At 54.3% G+C, this 17272-nt stretch carries 14 protein-coding genes; 7 read left to right on the top strand and 7 right to left on the bottom strand.

Annotated elements, in window-relative coordinates; genetic code table 11:
• Positions 1 to 216: 216 nt before the first annotated feature.
• Entirely contained in the window at positions 217 to 774 is a 558-nt protein-coding gene (locus E8E78_RS23155; protein WP_280312662.1) for a hypothetical protein, read from the top strand.
• A 113-nt stretch (positions 775 to 887) separates the two neighbouring features.
• On the opposite strand, the gene E8E78_RS23150 is transcribed toward E8E78_RS23155, so the two are convergent.
• Together E8E78_RS23150 and E8E78_RS23145 are read right to left on the bottom strand one after the other, a co-directional pair.
• The gene (locus E8E78_RS23150) at positions 888 to 1121 is read right to left on the bottom strand and encodes a hypothetical protein (protein ID WP_280312663.1); all 234 of its coding nucleotides are present in this window, start codon (positions 1119 to 1121) and stop codon (positions 888 to 890) included.
• Between the two features lie 654 nt (positions 1122 to 1775).
• Positions 1776 to 2162 carry an antitoxin Xre/MbcA/ParS toxin-binding domain-containing protein gene (locus E8E78_RS23145; protein WP_280312665.1) on the bottom strand — a complete coding sequence of 129 codons (387 nt, stop codon included), beginning with the start codon at positions 2160 to 2162 and terminating at the stop codon, positions 1776 to 1778.
• 481 nt (positions 2163 to 2643) lie between these two features.
• On the opposite strand from E8E78_RS23145, the gene E8E78_RS23140 reads away from it, so the two are divergent.
• Genes E8E78_RS23140 through E8E78_RS23130 form a run of 3 tightly spaced genes read left to right on the top strand, consistent with a single transcriptional unit; the run spans position 2644 to position 4581 of the window.
• Positions 2644 to 3474 carry a TIGR04255 family protein gene (locus E8E78_RS23140; protein WP_280312667.1) on the top strand — a complete coding sequence of 277 codons (831 nt, stop codon included), beginning with the start codon at positions 2644 to 2646 and terminating at the stop codon, positions 3472 to 3474.
• Positions 3471 to 4100 carry a hypothetical protein gene (locus E8E78_RS23135; RefSeq protein WP_280312670.1) on the top strand — a complete coding sequence of 210 codons (630 nt, stop codon included), beginning with the start codon at positions 3471 to 3473 and terminating at the stop codon, positions 4098 to 4100. Before E8E78_RS23140 ends, E8E78_RS23135 begins: the two co-directional genes overlap by 4 nt.
• 4 nt (positions 4101 to 4104) lie before the next feature.
• Complete coding sequence (locus E8E78_RS23130) at positions 4105 to 4581, top strand: hypothetical protein (protein ID WP_280312672.1); 477 nt, start codon at positions 4105 to 4107, stop codon at positions 4579 to 4581.
• A gap of 53 nt (positions 4582 to 4634) precedes the next feature.
• Here E8E78_RS23130 and E8E78_RS23125 read toward each other — a convergent pair whose 3' ends face one another.
• Positions 4635 to 5399, bottom strand: coding sequence for an NAD-dependent deacylase (locus E8E78_RS23125; protein ID WP_280312674.1), 765 nt, complete (start codon positions 5397 to 5399; stop codon positions 4635 to 4637).
• Between the two features lie 2264 nt (positions 5400 to 7663).
• Here E8E78_RS23125 and E8E78_RS23120 point away from each other — a divergent pair.
• From E8E78_RS23120 to E8E78_RS23110, 3 genes are all read left to right on the top strand, one after another.
• Positions 7664 to 8668, top strand: a complete 1005-nt coding sequence (locus tag E8E78_RS23120) for a hypothetical protein (RefSeq protein ID WP_280312675.1) — start codon at positions 7664 to 7666, stop codon at positions 8666 to 8668.
• A gap of 101 nt (positions 8669 to 8769) precedes the next feature.
• Positions 8770 to 10662 carry a transposase gene (locus E8E78_RS23115; RefSeq protein WP_280312676.1) on the top strand — a complete coding sequence of 631 codons (1893 nt, stop codon included), beginning with the start codon at positions 8770 to 8772 and terminating at the stop codon, positions 10660 to 10662.
• Positions 10659 to 11972, top strand: a complete 1314-nt coding sequence (locus tag E8E78_RS23110; protein ID WP_280312678.1) for a transposase — start codon at positions 10659 to 10661, stop codon at positions 11970 to 11972. The genes E8E78_RS23115 and E8E78_RS23110 overlap by 4 nt, the downstream gene beginning before the upstream one ends.
• Here E8E78_RS23110 and E8E78_RS23105 read toward each other — a convergent pair.
• The 4 genes from E8E78_RS23105 to glmU all read right to left on the bottom strand — a co-directional run bounded on the left by E8E78_RS23105 (position 11969) and on the right by glmU (position 17189).
• Entirely contained in the window at positions 11969 to 12868 is a 900-nt protein-coding gene (locus tag E8E78_RS23105) for a hypothetical protein (protein ID WP_280312680.1), read from the bottom strand. The genes E8E78_RS23110 and E8E78_RS23105 overlap by 4 nt on opposite strands.
• A gap of 147 nt (positions 12869 to 13015) precedes the next feature.
• On the bottom strand, positions 13016 to 14851 hold the full coding sequence (gene glmS, locus E8E78_RS23100) for a glutamine--fructose-6-phosphate transaminase (isomerizing) (RefSeq protein WP_049273927.1): 1836 nt from the start codon (positions 14849 to 14851) through the stop codon (positions 13016 to 13018).
• A gap of 3 nt (positions 14852 to 14854) precedes the next feature.
• A complete protein-coding gene (locus E8E78_RS23095) occupies positions 14855 to 15631 on the bottom strand; it encodes a DeoR family transcriptional regulator (RefSeq protein WP_280312683.1) in 777 nt (258 codons plus the stop codon).
• A 190-nt stretch (positions 15632 to 15821) separates the two neighbouring features.
• Positions 15822 to 17189 carry a bifunctional UDP-N-acetylglucosamine diphosphorylase/glucosamine-1-phosphate N-acetyltransferase GlmU gene (gene glmU, locus E8E78_RS23090; protein WP_061202514.1) on the bottom strand — a complete coding sequence of 456 codons (1368 nt, stop codon included), beginning with the start codon at positions 17187 to 17189 and terminating at the stop codon, positions 15822 to 15824.
• Between the last annotated feature and the right edge of the window lie 83 nt (positions 17190 to 17272).

Here is a 17272-nt window from a genome sequence, read left to right as displayed (position 1 = left end):
GTAAACAAGGGTCAACGCTTCGTTTCGGCGCCTGTTTTTCGACATAGGAAAATCAGGCCTTTCCGAGCGCTTCGCTGCGTTTTTGAGTGAAAATGTCACAATATCCTATTTCACCACTACCCCGACGCATTCACTCGGTGATGGGGAATGACCAGCACTTGACCAATTTCTGCATGCGAGCCAAAACTCTCCTCACCCTTCATCTCGGAGCTGATTATGGATGAGCATCGTGAAGCACCGGTTCGACTCGATTACTTCCGCCTAGTTAAACGGCTCAATGAGTACCTGACTAACCTCGGTGACGAGCGAATTGATGAGGAGATTCAAGAAGCCTGGGCAGGCTATTTCCAGGAAATGGCCATAACGCAGGAAGAAGTAGACATCATTGGTCCCTGGTACAACAGGCACTACACGGTGAGCCTCTCGATCCCTACTCTGCGCCATTATCTAGAGCATCTGCGAGCCCGTCGTTCGTTGCCGAATCAACGGCTGGTAAATCAGGTTGAAAGTGATGCCGCTTCCATCCTGGAGACGTGTGCCTCAATGGGGCTGGATGGGCACAGGTTGTCAGACGCGCTTTTTCAGGCTGCCGCGTTGGTTCACCACGCTGCCTACCGTGCGAATTACCCAAACATCGATTCTGCTTGTATAAGGCAGGAAATCGAGAGCCGCGCTCGGCTCGCGGACTACTTCTCACGTGACATTTTGAATGAAGCTCAAAATGGGATCGGGGCCGCAGCCAAGCTAGGTAAGACTCTATTTCCACGCCACTGACATCCACTGCCAGCGCAGCGGCTGTACGCCAGAACATATGGATATCACCTGTGATCCGAGGATGACCCTATTTGTGATTGATGGTCCAGATCAGGGCGGGCAGTCGCCCAGGTTCACTGCTGAGTCTCTTGGACCAGCGAAAGGATAAGCATGGAGAGGCAAACATGCTGATCATGATAAGCCTCCCTGGCCTCCGAAGCCCTCAATCGCAGATTTTCCGCCTCAGCTGGGTCCACCCCCAGCTCGAAAGCTGTCGTGACCTCGGCCAGCACCTGGAGGTAATGCTGAAAAGCCACCTCAATATTCATGAGTTGAGGCACGAAGATTTGCGGATACACCGGTTGCATGGGCTCCCTCCACCTTTCCAAGCTCCTCTACTCAGCATAGCGCGGCTAACACACCTTGAACGGTGGCCAACGTTGGTGCTGCCTCGCAAGACACCAAGTTCAGCAGGGCGTGGGGGTAGCTCCTCGGGATTCTTGGTTTCGCAAGCGGATCGTTTCATCCACTCGTGTCTTTTACCTAACATACACTCTTTCGACGTAGATTTTGGCGCTGCCGGTGTCGGCAATCGACGGGCCGCCACTTCGGAGTCTCTGACTGTTCCCTATGTACCTGCAAAGCTGAGGACTCTTTAAGCTTCGGTATCAAGGTGCCGGAAGCCCCGCCAGGCCAGGCGATGACAATCGACCAAAACCGCTGAGTGGCATGGTGGTTGCGCACATCCACGAATTGGAAACCGTTATCTTGATCAAAAAGAGCTAGACGATGAGGCCGCTCAAAGCGCTACTTGATTCGTGACTTGGTTTTTTGCGCAGTAAGAGAGTCCAGGGCGAAGATTGATCCTCTCCATGCTAAGCAGTGGCCTTTCTCGACAACAGCAAGCCCGCTCCTGCTGCGCCCAGCAGATGGCTAAGGACTGAGCAGCCTAATTTCTCAGCCAAGCTTGGCGTGATCATGACTAGCAAACCTGGACGATCCACTGGCTCGACACGACAACATTATTGATACACACCCAATCGAATGCGTTCCAAGTAGTCCATCACAAGAGAAAAACCGAGCGCTGTATCGACCGCTTCGTATGGGATGATGCCAGATAGCCGAATGCACGGGCTTTTGAGCCAATGCTCGGCTGACGTTACAGAGCCGAAGGTCATTGCGGAGGCTTCGAGTACGTTGGCGTAATGGAAGGCTACTGCGCTCTGCTGAGCATTCAATCGAATTTCATTCGAGGCGTGCTTCAATCTTTGGATCGTGCGAGTAGATTTTCCCAGGATTCGCTCAAGCAGCTTTTGGGATGTGAACAAGCACGAAGAATCCACCATGGCTTGCACGTCACTGAGCGCAAAACCCGCCTGAATAAGGCGCAGAATTTCCAATTGGCTCAAGCTTCCCTTCTCAGCATGAGTCAGATGGAACGTAGGTGGTGGAGCTCTGCCCCCTGCCAGGGGACTTGTGATCCCATAAATCAATGCCTGACCTCCCAATCGCTTCTCTCAGATTAGCGTCTTTCACCGCACGAGGATGCTGTTCAGAGTCAGCGATTCGCGCCTGCCAAGCCCATACCTCAAAAAACGCCCAATCAGAACCAAATCTTTCGAAATGAGGTATCAAATAGGGGGTTGTCATAGGCATTTCGAGCAGCTAGGCTCTGGCCAACGGCCCCTACAGGGTGGCCGTTGGCCAGAGCCTGACGAGGAATTCACCCCTTGAATTTCGTTGGATCTGCCACACTACAGACGAGGAAGTCAGCCAAATGGAAATCGGCGCGCAGCAAGGCTTGAACCCTTGCCCACACCCTTCTCGATTGCCTTTGGCCAGCGTTCCACATTGCTCGGAATTCGGAGCTTCCTACCCATGAGTACAGGCATGTTCAAGCCGGTTCACGGCGCCCACGCCGTGGTTGAAACAGTGTTTTTCTTCGAGTTTGCGGCTCCGATTCTGTCGGACGAGGCAATCGAGGGAAGTCTGCCGGCCGCCTATGCCGATATCCTTGATCGCGTTGATAAAACAGGTTCGATTGAGGTCAGCTTCGATGCAGCTACTCGCCTTTCGAGCCAGCGCGAGATCTTCACGTACACGTTTTCCAACGGAGGCGATGAAGAATCCGAGGCTCCTGAATGGGCTGTGCGCATAATCGATGGGATTCAGATTTCCATTCATTGCACTGCCTACACCCGATGGGATGCCGTATCGAAACAGGCCTTCCAGTTCCTGGATAAGCTGGCAATGCACGCCGAGAACGCACTCGATTTAAGGTCCTTGGGGTTCAAGGTCGTAGATCAGTTCCGGTACGAGCCGTCAGAAGGCCCCTATGACCTACGTCAGCTCTGCGATCCGACCAGCAGCTACCTGGCCCGCAAAAACTTCGAGTCAGGTGAACGCTGGCACAACAATTCCGGCTGGTTCTGGGCGCACCCCAATGGGAAACAGATCCTGAATCACCTGAATGTGAATTCATCAGCGGTAGCGGTTCAATACAAAGCTCCTCACACCTACGTGACCATTGATCATGTCCAAGTCCTGCGACGTGAGGAGGAAGGGTATGCATTGCTCAGTTCGGTCGACGCAGACCAGTTCTCTCGCGTGGTCCATGAGTTCTTTGAGCCGCTTCACGATCAGAACAAGCTGGTGATCAACGACCTATTGACGGAGGACGCATGCCGTCGTCTCAGCCTGGTCGTAGGAGGGAAGCAATGAACGCAACGATGCTCAGCAACCCGTTTGCGAATGCTCAGGAAACCACTACTGGCGGTGGTAAATGGCTGCCGCCCGTAAAGGGAAAGGGTAAGAGCAAGATTATCTACGCGAAGGCCGGCACGGTTCAGAGAACAGTGAAAAGCACGGATTGTTTTTCCGGGTCGTATACCTGGACCTCACGAGTTCTCGCGGCCGGGAGCCAAATTCAGGGTACGCTGCGCGGACAAGCGAGAGCTACTCAATTCCCGCTTTACGACTTCCGTCCGGCTCTAACGCTGAAGAACAGTCTCTTATCGAAGATTCGCGGGCTGCTCGATTTGGAACCAGGATGGGATGGCTACACAGCGAAAGCCCCAGCCGGCGCGGCTATTGACGAGGCCGAGCAATTTTCAAGCAACGTGCTGCCCGCCGAGGGGTTTCAATTGCCCACGGTCACGGCAGCGGCAGACGGCGAGGTTAACTTCTCCTGGAAGAATGCTCTCGGCTATATTGATCTGGGCTTCTACGGTGACGGAAGCTACTCCTACTATGCCAAGACAGCAGTAGGCCAGGAGTTCATGAGTGATGAATCTTCTCTCACTGAGCACCTTCCAGAGCAGGTTTTGAAGATTATCCGGGGAAACTGAGTTCATGGATGTGCCGCCACTGTCCGACGACGAGAGCTTGGTCAGAGCCTTTTTTTGCCCAGAACAGCACGACGGCCAGGTGTTCCTGGCCACTGCTGTGAGCCTCGATGACCTAAAGGACCGAGGGTTCAGTGTCGATCGCCCGACGCTGACACCGCTATCTGTGCTGACGCATCGAGTGGATAACCAGCGTGCGAAAAATCCTGAAAAGCGGGAGTTTCCCAAGTATTCACAGCTTTTCTATTCCAAGCTCAAAGAAGATCGGAACGCTGACGGGCAACACTACTTCGAGATTCAGCCATCACCAGTCTTGGAGTCGGTGGACTTGCCGGGTAATCCTGGCCACGCCTCCATTTACAGTGCTGACAAAAAATTGGGCAATGGCGGCCTTCGCAAGGTCAGGACAGCCCTCATTGAGCACTTGAACAACGTCGTTGAGCTGGAGAACATCCCCTACATTCCCGATGCTGCAACGGAGTGATCAGCCGCTTCAGCCAGTGAGCTGATCCCCCTTGGGCACTTGATCGCTCATGATCACTCCCTCACACCCAAACACCTCAGCAATTCCGGCAGTACCTGCGCAGCGCTGCCTAGCAACATGATCTCCCTATCGCTCCCCAGGCTCACGTCCTCAAGGTTTACGTGGATCACGGTGGCATTCGCTCTGATGGCCATCTCAGGTAGGTCCGCTGCCGGCCGAACTACACCCGATGTTCCTACGGAGATAAGCAAATCGCAGGTCCTGACGAGCCGCACAGCCGACAGCCAAGCATCCTCAGGTAAACTCTCCCTAAACCACACCACTCCGGGTCGAGCCCGACCATTGCAGCGACTGCACCTGGGCGGCTCAACCAGTTCGCCCTCTTTGGAAATACTCAACTGTTCTGGCTCCAATGCAATCGGACGGTGACATGCAAAGCATTTCACCTTCAGCAGGGTTCCATGCAGATGGATAACTGCATCTACTCCGGCCCGCTCATGCAGATCGTCGATATTCTGAGTGATCACCGATACGTCCCAGCCAGCATCCGCCAAAATGCTGATTGAGTGATGACCAGCGTTAGGTTGAGCAAGGGTGACTTGGCGCCGGCGCCACAGATACCAACCCCATACCAGCGCGGGGTTCTGTCGAAACGCGTCAGCCGTTTCCAAACGCTCTGGGTCATGCTTTGCCCACAACCCGGTGAGCTTATCTCGGAAGGTTGGTATGCCGCTTTCTGCTGATATACCCGCACCCGTGAAGAACACGATTCGCCTGGCTTCTGCCAGCACATCGGCCGCTTTCTGCATGTGGTTCATGATGGGCACCCAGGCAATAAGAAATACCCTATCGTTGGGAAAGCAGCTTCATATAGGCCCGAGTCTGGGGATAGCGATCTCGACGCTCCAGACGCTGCGCAAGGCGTGGGAGTATGGTGAAAATCTGCGACTGCTTGAGACCCAGTTTCTGATTCGATCCGAATCGCCGAATGATTTCAGCCTCCAGCTTACGTTTCAGGCCTTCGTCCCTGCTGTTCCAATCGACTCGCGGATTATGGGCTCTGGCAGATTTGGCCATTTCACTAACCTGCGAACTCAACCAACCTCTGTCGTTTCGATGTAGCCAGGCGTAAAGCGCTTGGCATTCGCGGCGAAGCTCAGTGAGTGAATGCGATGGAAATCGCGCCTGAAGCTCAGCCCATCGTAAGCGATGATCAGCCAGAGCGAGAGCCATCCGTCGAGCTGCCCAGGAAGCCTGGACGCCCGGCTCTGATCGGAGCAGCTTGTTTACTGTGGAGATGGTGAGTTGGAACTCCCGGCAAATGTCAGCCTTTGCCGTCCCTACAGCCAGCTGGCTTATTAAAACTGCCCTGATCTCAGGCTTAAGTCGCTTCGGTCGAGGTTGGCCCTTTCTGCTGGCCGGTGATACGGACGCTCCAGGCATTGGAGCCAACGCCGGCTGTGCCGGGAGCGCATTCTGCTGGGCGCAAGCAACATCGTGGCATTCAACAAAGGACGAAACCTCGCCGAACAACCAGGTAATCATCATGAGGTGTTTGAGGGGATGAATGTGCCGGCGTGGCGATCGCACCATTTGCCTGATGAAGCTGGTGGTAGCGGACTCCGTGGATGGTAGCTCTCCATACGGACGAAACCTTCGCAACGCACCGATATGCGCCAATAAGCTCTGTGCCGCATTTTCTGCCGGTAGCCACTTCCGGTAGAGCTGCGCGACCAATACCGGATCAAGGTGCTTGGCCAGGCCTATAGACCCCAAGTCACGGCACGCGGAGGCCAGTTGGACGAGGCGCTTCTGTTCCAGTGAGGTGATCACACCATAGTCCGAATCGCGCAAAGTGCCGGTACAGGGCATTGTCCAAGTGAAGCGTCCACACCAACGACGGTTTTGGATGCACTCGTACAGCACTTCGCCGTGCTCGGGGCAAACCACCACGCCAGGGTACTGATGACACAGGTGCCAATACGAGACGCCGTTCGAAGCCATATCCCGATCCATGCAAGACCTACACGCTCGTAGAGGGTGATCCGCACCGAAACCTCCACAAACGAGGCCCAATCGATACTTCAACGGCCCGAGTGATGAGCTTCTGATCTGAGCAAGCGCCCCAGTGACCGCACTGGCTGACTGAAAAGGAGAGAAGAAAGGGAAAATTGTGTGGTGCTCGATGATGGGGATGGCTGCTCCCCAGAGGCCAGCGGTGTTCCGCTCGAAGGCATCTAGGCCGCACGGGAGGTCATGCTTGATGCTCCGCTCCGTCAGGTTGAATAGCTCCTGCGCAGTGGAGGCCGGCCGTTGGTGCCCGGACATTAAGTGAAGGCGACTGCAAAGACTGAAAAAGGTCTCTCCTGGTAGCCAACAGGGGCAAGCACCCGAACAGGACGCATCCATGGTCACCTCTCTGTAGAACTTGAGACGTGGGAAGGAATATGGCGCTGTGGATAACTCATTGTAGCCCGAAGGCAATTGTGGATAGTTTTTTTGGGAATAAGAGTTGAGTCAGATATTCCGCAACTTTCAGGCCGTGTGGATAACTTTCAGATTATCCAATAACCGGCTGGTGAAGCCGTCCGCACACGCATCGGTAGAAATGATCAGAACTTCAAGAATCTATGAGAGGGACCGGAATCCTGTGTGCGCTCTTAGGAAAACTTTTATGGTTGTCAAGGCCGCTTTCATAGCGTTACCATGCGCCGTGATCGGAATAGGCATAACTGCAAATCGATCTAAAAAAACATAGATAGCGGGATATGATTAGTCTCCAAACTTTGCTACATGCTTGAGGCAAGTAGTTGGAGAGCTAATTAAACTAGCCCGATTGTAATAATACTGAGGTGGGAAAAATGAAGAATTCTGGTTAGCTTTTTTGGGGAGCCAGAATAGACAAGGGCCTGAGTTTTACCCCAGACCCCCGTGTCAAGATTCGAGCCCTGACACGGCCATTGTCTATCCGCGTGCGCGGGGCGTCAAGCCCTGCCGATTCCCCTCGTCCCTAGAAACGTAAATCCGGGTCGCAACAGCACCTGGTCGTATGCATACACCATTCGTATGCATGTACTCATGCATGGCCACCTCTGAATACCAAGTGGCATGGGTATGGACAAAAATGATTTCCGAAAAAACGCTAAAGCGCATCAGAGACCGCCAGGGAAATTTTCGCTGGGGAGATGATTATGTCCCCGCCATCTTTGCAGTGCCGGGTGAAGCACCTAAGACTTCCAGAATCTGCCGCCTGAACAGCCGCAAGCTTGGCCGCACGCTTCACCTGCTCTCTATTCCTGAACGGGTCTTCACACAGCTGGCATTGTTCAATCCAGCTGTATTTGAAATCCATGAACAGAAAATGCTTCAACCGCTGCCACATGTGCATCCACTGCACGGTCACCCGCTAGCCAGCGGTTTGAGCCTCAGCCCATTGGTTGGCACGCTCGCCGCAGCACAGGAAATTGGGATGAACCATGCCAAGGTGGTAGTCGAGTCATCCAATGGGGAACGGCAATGGTCCGCCTATCCCTACCTTGGGGACCTGCTCCTCTACCTTAGCGGGCCTGATTCAGAACCCTATGCTCTCAACTGGAACATCAAGCTTTCCAAGTACGATTTCATGGAAAAAAGTCGCTCCAAATTGAAATCATTGGAAGCGCGAAGGAAAGATAGGGTACTTGCTGATTTACGGCTCCGTCTCGAAGAAACATATTATTCAAGTGCTGGCATTAGAACAGTTAATCTCTCTCTCGACGATATAGATCCCATTGTCGCAGCCAACCTTGATCAGATGTTTGGCTTACATGATCGCCCTTTGAGCCTCGACACTCATTTGCTAGAAGACTTTAGCTCTAAATTGAAAGAGGATTTTGATATCGGTCGCCCTTTAGCGCCTGCTGCGATTGCGTATGCCAACAAGTGGGGTCATCGAGATCAATTTATTGCACGGATATATCAAGATATTTGGAATCGAGCGCTGCCTGTAGACCTGTTTCGATACATACAAATTGACCAACCGCTTGGACAGGCTCAATGCGAGATCATTGATCATTATCGCGGGTTCTTCTCGGAAGCCGCTCAATGATGGCGGGATCTCGACTCACCGCGCCAGAGGGCTGCGGTGAGCTTGTCAAAGGACATGACTACTACTTTCTCATCAGCGATGGGAGCTGTAACCGTGTCCGCATGGTTGAGTTCGACGAAAAAGGGGCTTCCGCCAAGCTGCTCACGATGACCCGCATGCGCTTCGAAGCGGCACTGAAGAACGGTGAGATCGTGGAGATAAGCAGCCACGACCATCCACCATGGCTGACGGCAGCGGCAGGGGTCGAAACCAAATGGCGTGAGAGCCGACGCGTTAGCGCAAAAATGTCGTATGAAGAAATGGTGGATCAGCGCCTCATGAGCATTGCTGAACTGATCCCTAATAGGGCGGAAATACTAGCCTCAGAGGACCCTGAGGCAATCATCAATGCTCACGCCAGAGCCGCAAAGCCAAGGCAGCATCCTGCACGAACCAGACTGTTGTTCTTCACATATATGGTGTTCGGGCAGACGAAATGGGCCTTATTACCCCGTTTTGACCGGTGTGGAAAGTCGAACAGGAGTGGGAATGAATATAAAAAGATGGGTCGCCCCTCCGCCCACGGTCATAATCATGGGAATCCCGTAACAACTGACATGAAAGTGAAGATTCTGGATGGCTTCCTGAAGCATAAACGAGTGGACAGAACCAGAGACGAAGTCTACGGAGAGTCACTGAGAAAGACGTTTGGTTGCCGTACTCGCGAAGGGGCAACAGGGAAAGAGCTTTACCATCCCAAAGGTGAGCCCTTTCCAAGCTTCACTCAATTCTGGTACTGGGTCAAAAAACAAACAGAGCCAGCTGCACTTGCAATAGAAATGCAAGGACCAAGCGCTGCCCGCGCAAAATCTGGCGACGTCGGAACTTATGCGCAGATGATTGGCAACCTAAACCAGCGCCTGGAGTTTGACGGCTATTATCCGAGCGAAAAAATATCGGGGATGATCGAGGGGGCGCCCCTGGATTCGTTTTGCGTGGTACGAACCGCGTGCGCACTGTCAGGAGCAATTGTAGCCGTAGGTTTTGCGAGGGGCAGAGAAAGCATGGAGGCGTACCGGATGGCGTTATTCTGTTTAGCAGTGGGTAAAGTCAAATACTGCGAGCTCTTTGGTATTTCTATAAAGCCGGAAGAATGGCCCTGTAAAGGACTTTCCAGCCAGATGATCTTCGACAGAGGCCCCGCAGCGCACATGGATGTGTCTGAAGCCCAGGATTGGCTGGGCCGTTTGGAGGTTACACCTACGCACTCTGGTCAATCAAAAGCTACCGTTGAATCCTCACATCCAAGGGACAAGCAACTGGACGATGCGGCGGTATACGTTCATAGCGGTCTCAATCTTGTTGAGATGGCTCGTAGAGAAATCCGTCGAGCATTAAAGGACAATGAGAATTCTGATGCTAGCGATCGGATGGATGGAGATATGTGGCTGGAAGGTTTCTCACCAACCCCGCTGAACGTCTGGAAATATCACCATGATTTAGGTCGAGACCATGGCATCAAAATGTCTTTCGACCAAGCGGTTAGGGAATTCTTGACGCCCATGACTGCGGTAATCAAGCAAAGCGGAGTACATTTTTTTGGACGGAAATATAACTCAAAAGAATTAACAGCTACTGGAATATTTGATCGCGTAGGGCCCGGTAGGACGATTCAAGTTACAGCTTACAGCATGACTATGTGCGTACGTCACATATGGGTCGAGGTTGAAGGCAGGCTCTACGAGCTAAGTTTCATCTACACCGCAAGCACGAGAGCAGGCAGTGGGGATATCTCCCTTGAAGATCTCCAGTTCATTAACCAATCGCGGCTCCAAGCTCAAGCAAAACGCCGGAGCGAAAAGGTTGCCATCGATCAGCACCACTATGAAGAATTTGAAAAAGAGACAGGAAAATCCTGGCATGCCGGTGTGAGAAAGCTGGGACGACCTGCAAAAAGTGCTGAAGCGCAGCGGGACTTGGATGATCAGAGAAGACTGATGGGTGATAAATCATGATCGAAATAATGCGAACAAGATTCGACGGTCTGATTGACAACGAGCACATTCGAAGGAAGGTAACGATTCGTCCTGTACCAGTCGGCGACATCGATCAGCTGCCTACTATGTTAGCCGCGCACTTTTTAGAAATGACGCTACGACAGATTTTCCTACCCAATCAATTCAGCATTGAACTAATTGCAGAGTTGGTAGGGAAAGCAGCGGCACACTCGGCGCTGCGTTCGACATCTGAACAAGCGTTTGTCAAAGGAATGTATTACCCAAGTCCAACTGAAACATTCCCGATTTGCCTGACTGGCTTAGCCGGTGTAGGTAAGTCGGCGACCATCGAAGCGCTTCTTCGTGTTATGCCCGGCCCGACTGAGTTCCAGATCGATCACTGCATGACCCCTCTGACAGCAGAGTCACACTGGTACGCTAGCGCTAAGGGCAAGTCATCTGGTAAGCAACTCCTCACCGACTTTCTCGGCATTGAAGCGACGACCCGTGAGAACGCAGCAAGCCTACAACTTAGGGCACAGCAGCAAGCGAACAAGCGTGGTATCTCACTGGCCGTCCTTGAGGAAATGCAGCATTTAACGCCAGGAAAAGGTGTAGCCCTAACAACCGATATACTGCTAACCATGTCCGGCCTCGGCTTGCCTATGGTATTTGTATCGAACTTTAGCCTGGGACATAAGCTGCTTAAGCGTAATCAGGAAGACACACAGCGGTTGGTAGCACATCCAAGAATCATGTGGCCGGACGCGCCAGAGTCAAAAATCTGGGCCGATTTCATAGATGAATGCATCGCAGCGAGTGATGGTCGTATTCGTGCCGATCGCTCAGATTTTTCACATGAAATCTATCGTGGTAGTTATGGGCTTAAACGTGCAGCCATCCATCTTATTGTACAAGCATATATTCAAGCTCGCCTGGCTAATCGCACGTGGATTGAACTAGGAGATGTCCATAAAGCTTACACCTCAAGTGCGTATTATACTTACAGAACCGACGTTGAAGAGCTGGAACGCATCGCAATCAAACAGAAAACCAAGCGAGACGATCTTCTGTGCCCTTTCGGATCACCCACTCGGTCGAATGTAGTGCAGTTCGTAAGGAAAGAGCGTGATAACCGTGTGGCTCAGGCTGCTTTCAAAGGTGCGCTTACAGCAGAGGAACGCGAAACGCACAAAAGCTTGAAGCTGGATATTGACATGAAGGCTGCGCCCCCAAAGCGGCCTAAGCGCAAGCCATTAGGGAAACCGACAAATGATGATTTGGGGAGCGGTTTCAGCGAGTTCTTCGATGATAAGAAGGATGATTAATATCTTGAACGATCGGTATACTCGACACGCATTAGATCATCAACGCTTCGGACTAATACACCTTTTCTACGCAAGCTATCTATCAGACCTGCGAAGCTACCGTGCACAATTGCAATTGTGTCTATTATGTCGTCGCTGTACATAACATCAGGACGATAATTTCTATCCGTATTTGAGATTCTTCTAGAGGCATCTAGCCTCCAAGAAATATAGGTAAGATATTTTTCAGAAATCTTCCCAGAGCTGCACAGTATTTTTGCCTCATCTGCAAGATGCGCTAGCACACATTCAAGGTTAACGGCGACTTCCGACTGTCCAATCTCCGCGAATATTCTCGCAAATATAAGCTTTTCTTCGTCATGGTTTTTCTCAGATTCATATTCATGAAAATAGCGCCCTTTACATCCTTTCCATAACAGATCTTGGCCATATCCAAAGCTGTGACGACTAAAGTCATAACCGCAAACAGGACATTTTCTAAGCAGGACTGTATTGTGTTTAGCGCATACTTTTACGTATCTATGATCACGTCTCCAGTATGGGAAGCCAAGTGAGTTAATATCCTCTTTTGTACAGTCGATGCAAATACCGGCCAGCTGGCTCTCAGTTTCAAATCTTGTATAAGAGTCCTTATACTCTCCTCGGGTATAGCTGTCCTGGCTGGCATCAGGAAAAACTGCCACTTGCGAGTAACTTGTGTGATCGTGGAGCAGGCGGTTGAACTCGTAGGTATCAGACCTTCCAAGTACATCCGCGATTAACCCAATCGATAATCCTCGCATGTAGTACCTGGAGATTTTCTTGAACTCAATCGACTCAGGTGAGCGTGGATCGACAAAGAAATGCCTTTCCAGAAAGGAACGTAAGGACTCCTGCGGTTGGATGGTCAGCAGCAAGGTGGCGCACCAGGGGGGTCAAAGCACGAGAGAGGCAAGGGACATCACGTCGCTTGGAGCCCCTAAAGGCTCCAAGCGAGACTGACTTATTTATTCCGAGACTGACTTATTTATTTAAGATCAATCGAACCGGACAATCAGCGTTGGTTATTCGACAGTAACCGACTTGGCCAAGTTGCGCGGCTGGTCCACGTCGGTGCCCTTCAGCACGGCCACGTAGTAGGACAACAGTTGCAGCGGAATGGTGTAAAGGATCGGCGCCAGCGCATCGACGATGTGCGGAACCTTGATCACATGAGTGCCTTCACCATTGGTCATGCCAGCGTGCTCGTCGGCGAACACTACCAACTCGCCACCACGGGCACGCACTTCCTGCAGGTTGGATTTCAGCTTCTCCAGCAGTTCGTTGTTCGGGGCAACGGTCACCACCGGCATGTCGTTATCCACCAGTGCCAGCGGGCCGTGCTTCAGCTCGCCGGCTGGGTAGGCTTCGGCGTGGATGTAGGAGATTTCCTTGAGCTTGAGCGCACCTTCCATCGCCACCGGGTACTGTGCACCACGGCCGAGGAACAGGGTGTGGTGTTTGTCGGCGAACAGCTCGGCGATTTTCTCGACAGTAGCGTCCATGGCCAGGGCTTCACCCAGGCGGGTCGGCAGGCGACGCAGCTCTTCAACCAGCTCGGCTTCGACGCCCTCTTCCAGGGTACCGCGGACTTGGCCCAGGGCCAGGGTCAGCAGCATCAGCGACACCAGCTGAGTGGTGAAGGCTTTGGTCGAGGCCACACCGATTTCCGGGCCGGCCAAGGTCAGCAGGGTCAGGTCCGACTCACGCACCAGCGAGCTGATGCCCACGTTGCAGATTGCCAGGCTGCCGAGGAAGCCCAGCTCCTTGGCGTTACGCAGTGCGGCAAGGGTGTCGGCGGTTTCGCCAGACTGCGAGATGGAGACGAACAAGGTATCCGGCTGCACCACCACCTTGCGGTAGCGGAATTCGCTGGCCACTTCCACTTGGCACGGGATGCCAGCCAGGCTTTCGAGCCAGTAACGGGCGACCATACCGGCATGGTAGCTGGTGCCGCAGGCAACGATCTGCACGTTGCGCACTTTGGCGAACAGGTCGGCAGCTTTCGGGCCGAAAGCCTGGACCAGCACGTTGTCCTTGCCAAGGCGGCCTTCCAGGGTGCGCTGAACAACGCTTGGCTGCTCGTGGATTTCCTTGAGCATGAAGTGGCGATAGTTGCCCTTGTCGGCAGCTTCGGCACCTTCATGGTACTGCACGGTTTCGCGCTGGACCTTGTTGCCTTGCTGGTCCCAGATGGTGACCTGATCACGGCGGATTTCAGCGATGTCGCCTTCTTCCAGGTATATGAAGCGGTCGGTCACCTGGCGCAGGGCCAACTGGTCGGACGCCAGGAAGTTTTCACCCAGGCCCAGGCCGATGACCAGCGGGCTGCCGCTGCGTGCAGCCACCAGGCGGTCAGGCTGCTTGGCACTGATCAGTGCCAGGCCATAGGCGCCATGCAGGCGCTTCACAGCGGCTTTCAGGGCCTCGGCCAGGTCCGGGATGCTCTTCAGGGTGTGGTGGATCAGGTGGACGATGACTTCGGTGTCGGTCTGCGAATTGAAGACGTAGCCCAGGCCTTTCAGCTCTTCGCGCAGCTCTTCGTGGTTCTCGATGATGCCGTTGTGCACCACAGCCACTTCATCGCCCGAGAAGTGCGGGTGGGCGTTGCCTTCGGTTGGCGCACCGTGGGTGGCCCAACGGGTGTGGGCAATGCCCAGCTGGCCGGCCAGCGGGTCAGCGGCAACAGCGGCTTGCAGCTCGCTGACCTTGCCAATACGACGGCGGCGCTCCAGCTCACCGGCCTGGGTCAGAACGGCCAGGCCGGCGCTGTCGTAACCACGATACTCAAGACGCTTGAGGCCCTCGATCAGGATGGCTGTGATATTGCGCTCGGCGACAGCACCAACGATTCCACACATGTTTTATTTCTCCTGGCTGATCGCGGCGCAGATCAGGTTGATGCCGCGAGCTTGAATTTGTTCGCGTGCCGCTGCAGGCAGGCGTTCGTCTGTAATAAGGGTGTGTACGCTGCCCCAGGGCAGCTCAAGGTTGGGGATCTTGCGCCCCACCTTGTCCGACTCGACCATCACGATCACTTCACGGGCGACTTCGGCCATGACGCGGCTAAGCCCGAGTAGCTCGTTGAAGGTGGTGGTACCCCGGCCCAGATCGATGCCGTCGGCGCCAATAAACAGCTGATCAAAATCGTAAGAGCGTAATACCTGCTCGGCAACCTGGCCTTGGAACGACTCGGAATGTGAATCCCAGGTACCACCGGTCATCAGCAGCACCGGCTCGTGTTCGAGGTCGCAGATGGCTCGGGCCACGTTCAGCGAATTGGTCATCACCACCAGGCCGGGCTGGCGCCCCAGTTCGGGGATCATGGCTGCCGTGGTGCTGCCGCTGTCGATGATGATGCGCGCATGTTCGCGTATACGCCTGACGGCGGCACGCGCAATGGCCTTCTTGTAGGAGGACACAGGCTGGGCCGGCTCACCGAGCAGTTCTTGCGGCACCGGTACCGCACCGCCATAGCGCCGCAGCAACAGGCCATTGGTTTCGAGGGCAGCGAGGTCTTTGCGAATGGTCACTTCCGAAGTTTCGAAACGCTTGGCCAAGGCGTCCACGCTCACCTCACCCTGTTCGCTGAGCAAAGCCAGGATATTGTGCCGCCGCTGCGGTGTGTTTCGTTTCGACATGAGCGCTTAAGTTTCGTTTCGAAAGATAATGGTTGCAATCAAAACCTAACACGCTCGTTTCGTCAAGCAGTTGCTGCCCTGTGGATAGTTTTGTCAGATTTGGCGCGGTCCCACGGGATTACCGATCGGCCAATAAAAAAGCCGACTTATTCGCATAAGTCGGCTTTCGATCGAAGCAGCTGTGGATAACTCAGCTCTTCTTGATTTTCTCCGGCCGCTTCCAGCCCGAGATATTACGCTGGCGCGCACGACCCACAGCCAGGTCGGCGGCTTCGACGGTCTGGGTGATGGTCGAACCGGCTGCGGTGGTTGCGCCGGCCTTGATTTCCACAGGCGCCACCAGCGAGTTGTTCGAGCCGATGAACACGTCCTCGCCCATCACTGTCTTGAACTTGTTGGCGCCATCGTAGTTGCAGGTGATGGTGCCAGCGCCAATATTGGTGCGTGCACCGATTTCAGCATCGCCCAGGTAAGTCAGGTGACCGGCCTTGGCGCCTTCACCCAGGTGGGCGTTTTTCAGTTCGACGAAGTTACCCACATGGGCCTTGGCGTCCAGCACGCTGCCAGGGCGCAAGCGGGCGAACGGGCCGGCATCGCTGCCCTCGCCCATCACGGCGCCTTCAAGGTGGCTGTTGGCCTTGACCACCGCGCCTTTGCGCAGGGTGGTGTTCTTGATGACGCAGTTAGGGCCGATTTGAACATCGTCCTCGATGACCACTTTGCCTTCGAGAATCACGTTGATGTCGATCAGCACATCACGACCAACGGTCACTTCACCCCGTACATCGAAGCGCGCCGGGTCCCGCAGGGTCACACCCTGGGCCATCAGGCGGCGGCCTTCACGCAGCTGGTAGTGACGCTCCAGCTCGGACAGCTGACGACGATCGTTGGCGCCCTGCACTTCCATCGGGTCGTGTGGCTGTTCAGTGGCCACCACCAGGCCGTCGGCCACTGCCATGGCGATGACGTCGGTCAGGTAGTACTCGCCTTGGGCGTTGTTGTTCGACAGGCGGCCCATCCAGTCGGCCAGGCGCGCGGCTGGCAGGGCCAGAATACCGGTGTTGCCTTCCTTGATCGCTTTCTGCGCGTCGTTGGCGTCCTTGTGCTCAACGATGGCAGTCACCTGGCCTTGATCGTTCCGCACGATGCGGCCATAGCCGGTCGGGTCGTCGAGCGTGACCGTGAGCAGGCCCAACTGCTGGTCATTGGCCTTGGCCAACAGGCGTTGCAGGGTCTCCACTTCGATCAACGGCACATCGCCGTACAGCACCAGCACGGTGTCGGCGGTCACGGCCGGCAGTGCCTGGGCTACCGCATGGCCGGTACCCAACTGTTTTTCCTGCATGACGAAGTTCAGGTCGTCAGCAGCCAGGCGCTCGCGAACCAGCTCGGCACCATGACCAATGACCACGTGAATACCTTGCGGCTGCAGCTGGCGCGCGCTGTGGATAACATGGCCGAGCATGGAGTTGCCGGCTACCGGGTGAAGCACCTTGGGCAGCGCCGAACGCATGCGGGTGCCTTGGCCGGCGGCAAGAATAACGATATCGAGTGACATTACTGGCTACCAATCCTGGGCGGTCAGTGAAAGACCGAGGGGAGAAAAATCAGAAAAAGAAAAAGGGTAGCCGAGGCTACCCT

The sequence above is a fragment of the Pseudomonas sp. BN505 genome, assembly GCF_029873175.1.
Taxonomy (GTDB): Bacteria; Pseudomonadota; Gammaproteobacteria; order Pseudomonadales; family Pseudomonadaceae; genus Aquipseudomonas; species Aquipseudomonas putida.
Note: the sequence above shows the minus strand (reverse complement) of the source record. Positions and strands in the feature narration are given on the sequence as shown.

Coding starts and splice junctions, on each gene's coding strand:
- E8E78_RS23155 (WP_280312662.1), top strand. CDS start 217: ATGGATGAGCATCGTGAAGCACCGGTTCGACTCGATTACTTCCGCCTA.
- E8E78_RS23115 (WP_280312676.1), top strand. CDS start 8,770: ATGGTTGAGTTCGACGAAAAAGGGGCTTCCGCCAAGCTGCTCACGATG.
- E8E78_RS23110 (WP_280312678.1), top strand. CDS start 10,659: ATGATCGAAATAATGCGAACAAGATTCGACGGTCTGATTGACAACGAG.
- E8E78_RS23125 (WP_280312674.1), bottom strand. CDS start 5,399: ATGAACCACATGCAGAAAGCGGCCGATGTGCTGGCAGAAGCCAGGCGA.
- E8E78_RS23120 (WP_280312675.1), top strand. CDS start 7,664: ATGGCCACCTCTGAATACCAAGTGGCATGGGTATGGACAAAAATGATT.
- E8E78_RS23135 (WP_280312670.1), top strand. CDS start 3,471: ATGAACGCAACGATGCTCAGCAACCCGTTTGCGAATGCTCAGGAAACC.
- E8E78_RS23130 (WP_280312672.1), top strand. CDS start 4,105: ATGGATGTGCCGCCACTGTCCGACGACGAGAGCTTGGTCAGAGCCTTT.
- glmS (WP_049273927.1), bottom strand. CDS start 14,851: ATGTGTGGAATCGTTGGTGCTGTCGCCGAGCGCAATATCACAGCCATC.
- glmU (WP_061202514.1), bottom strand. CDS start 17,189: ATGTCACTCGATATCGTTATTCTTGCCGCCGGCCAAGGCACCCGCATG.
- E8E78_RS23095 (WP_280312683.1), bottom strand. CDS start 15,631: ATGTCGAAACGAAACACACCGCAGCGGCGGCACAATATCCTGGCTTTG.
- E8E78_RS23150 (WP_280312663.1), bottom strand. CDS start 1,121: ATGCAACCGGTGTATCCGCAAATCTTCGTGCCTCAACTCATGAATATT.
- E8E78_RS23140 (WP_280312667.1), top strand. CDS start 2,644: ATGTTCAAGCCGGTTCACGGCGCCCACGCCGTGGTTGAAACAGTGTTT.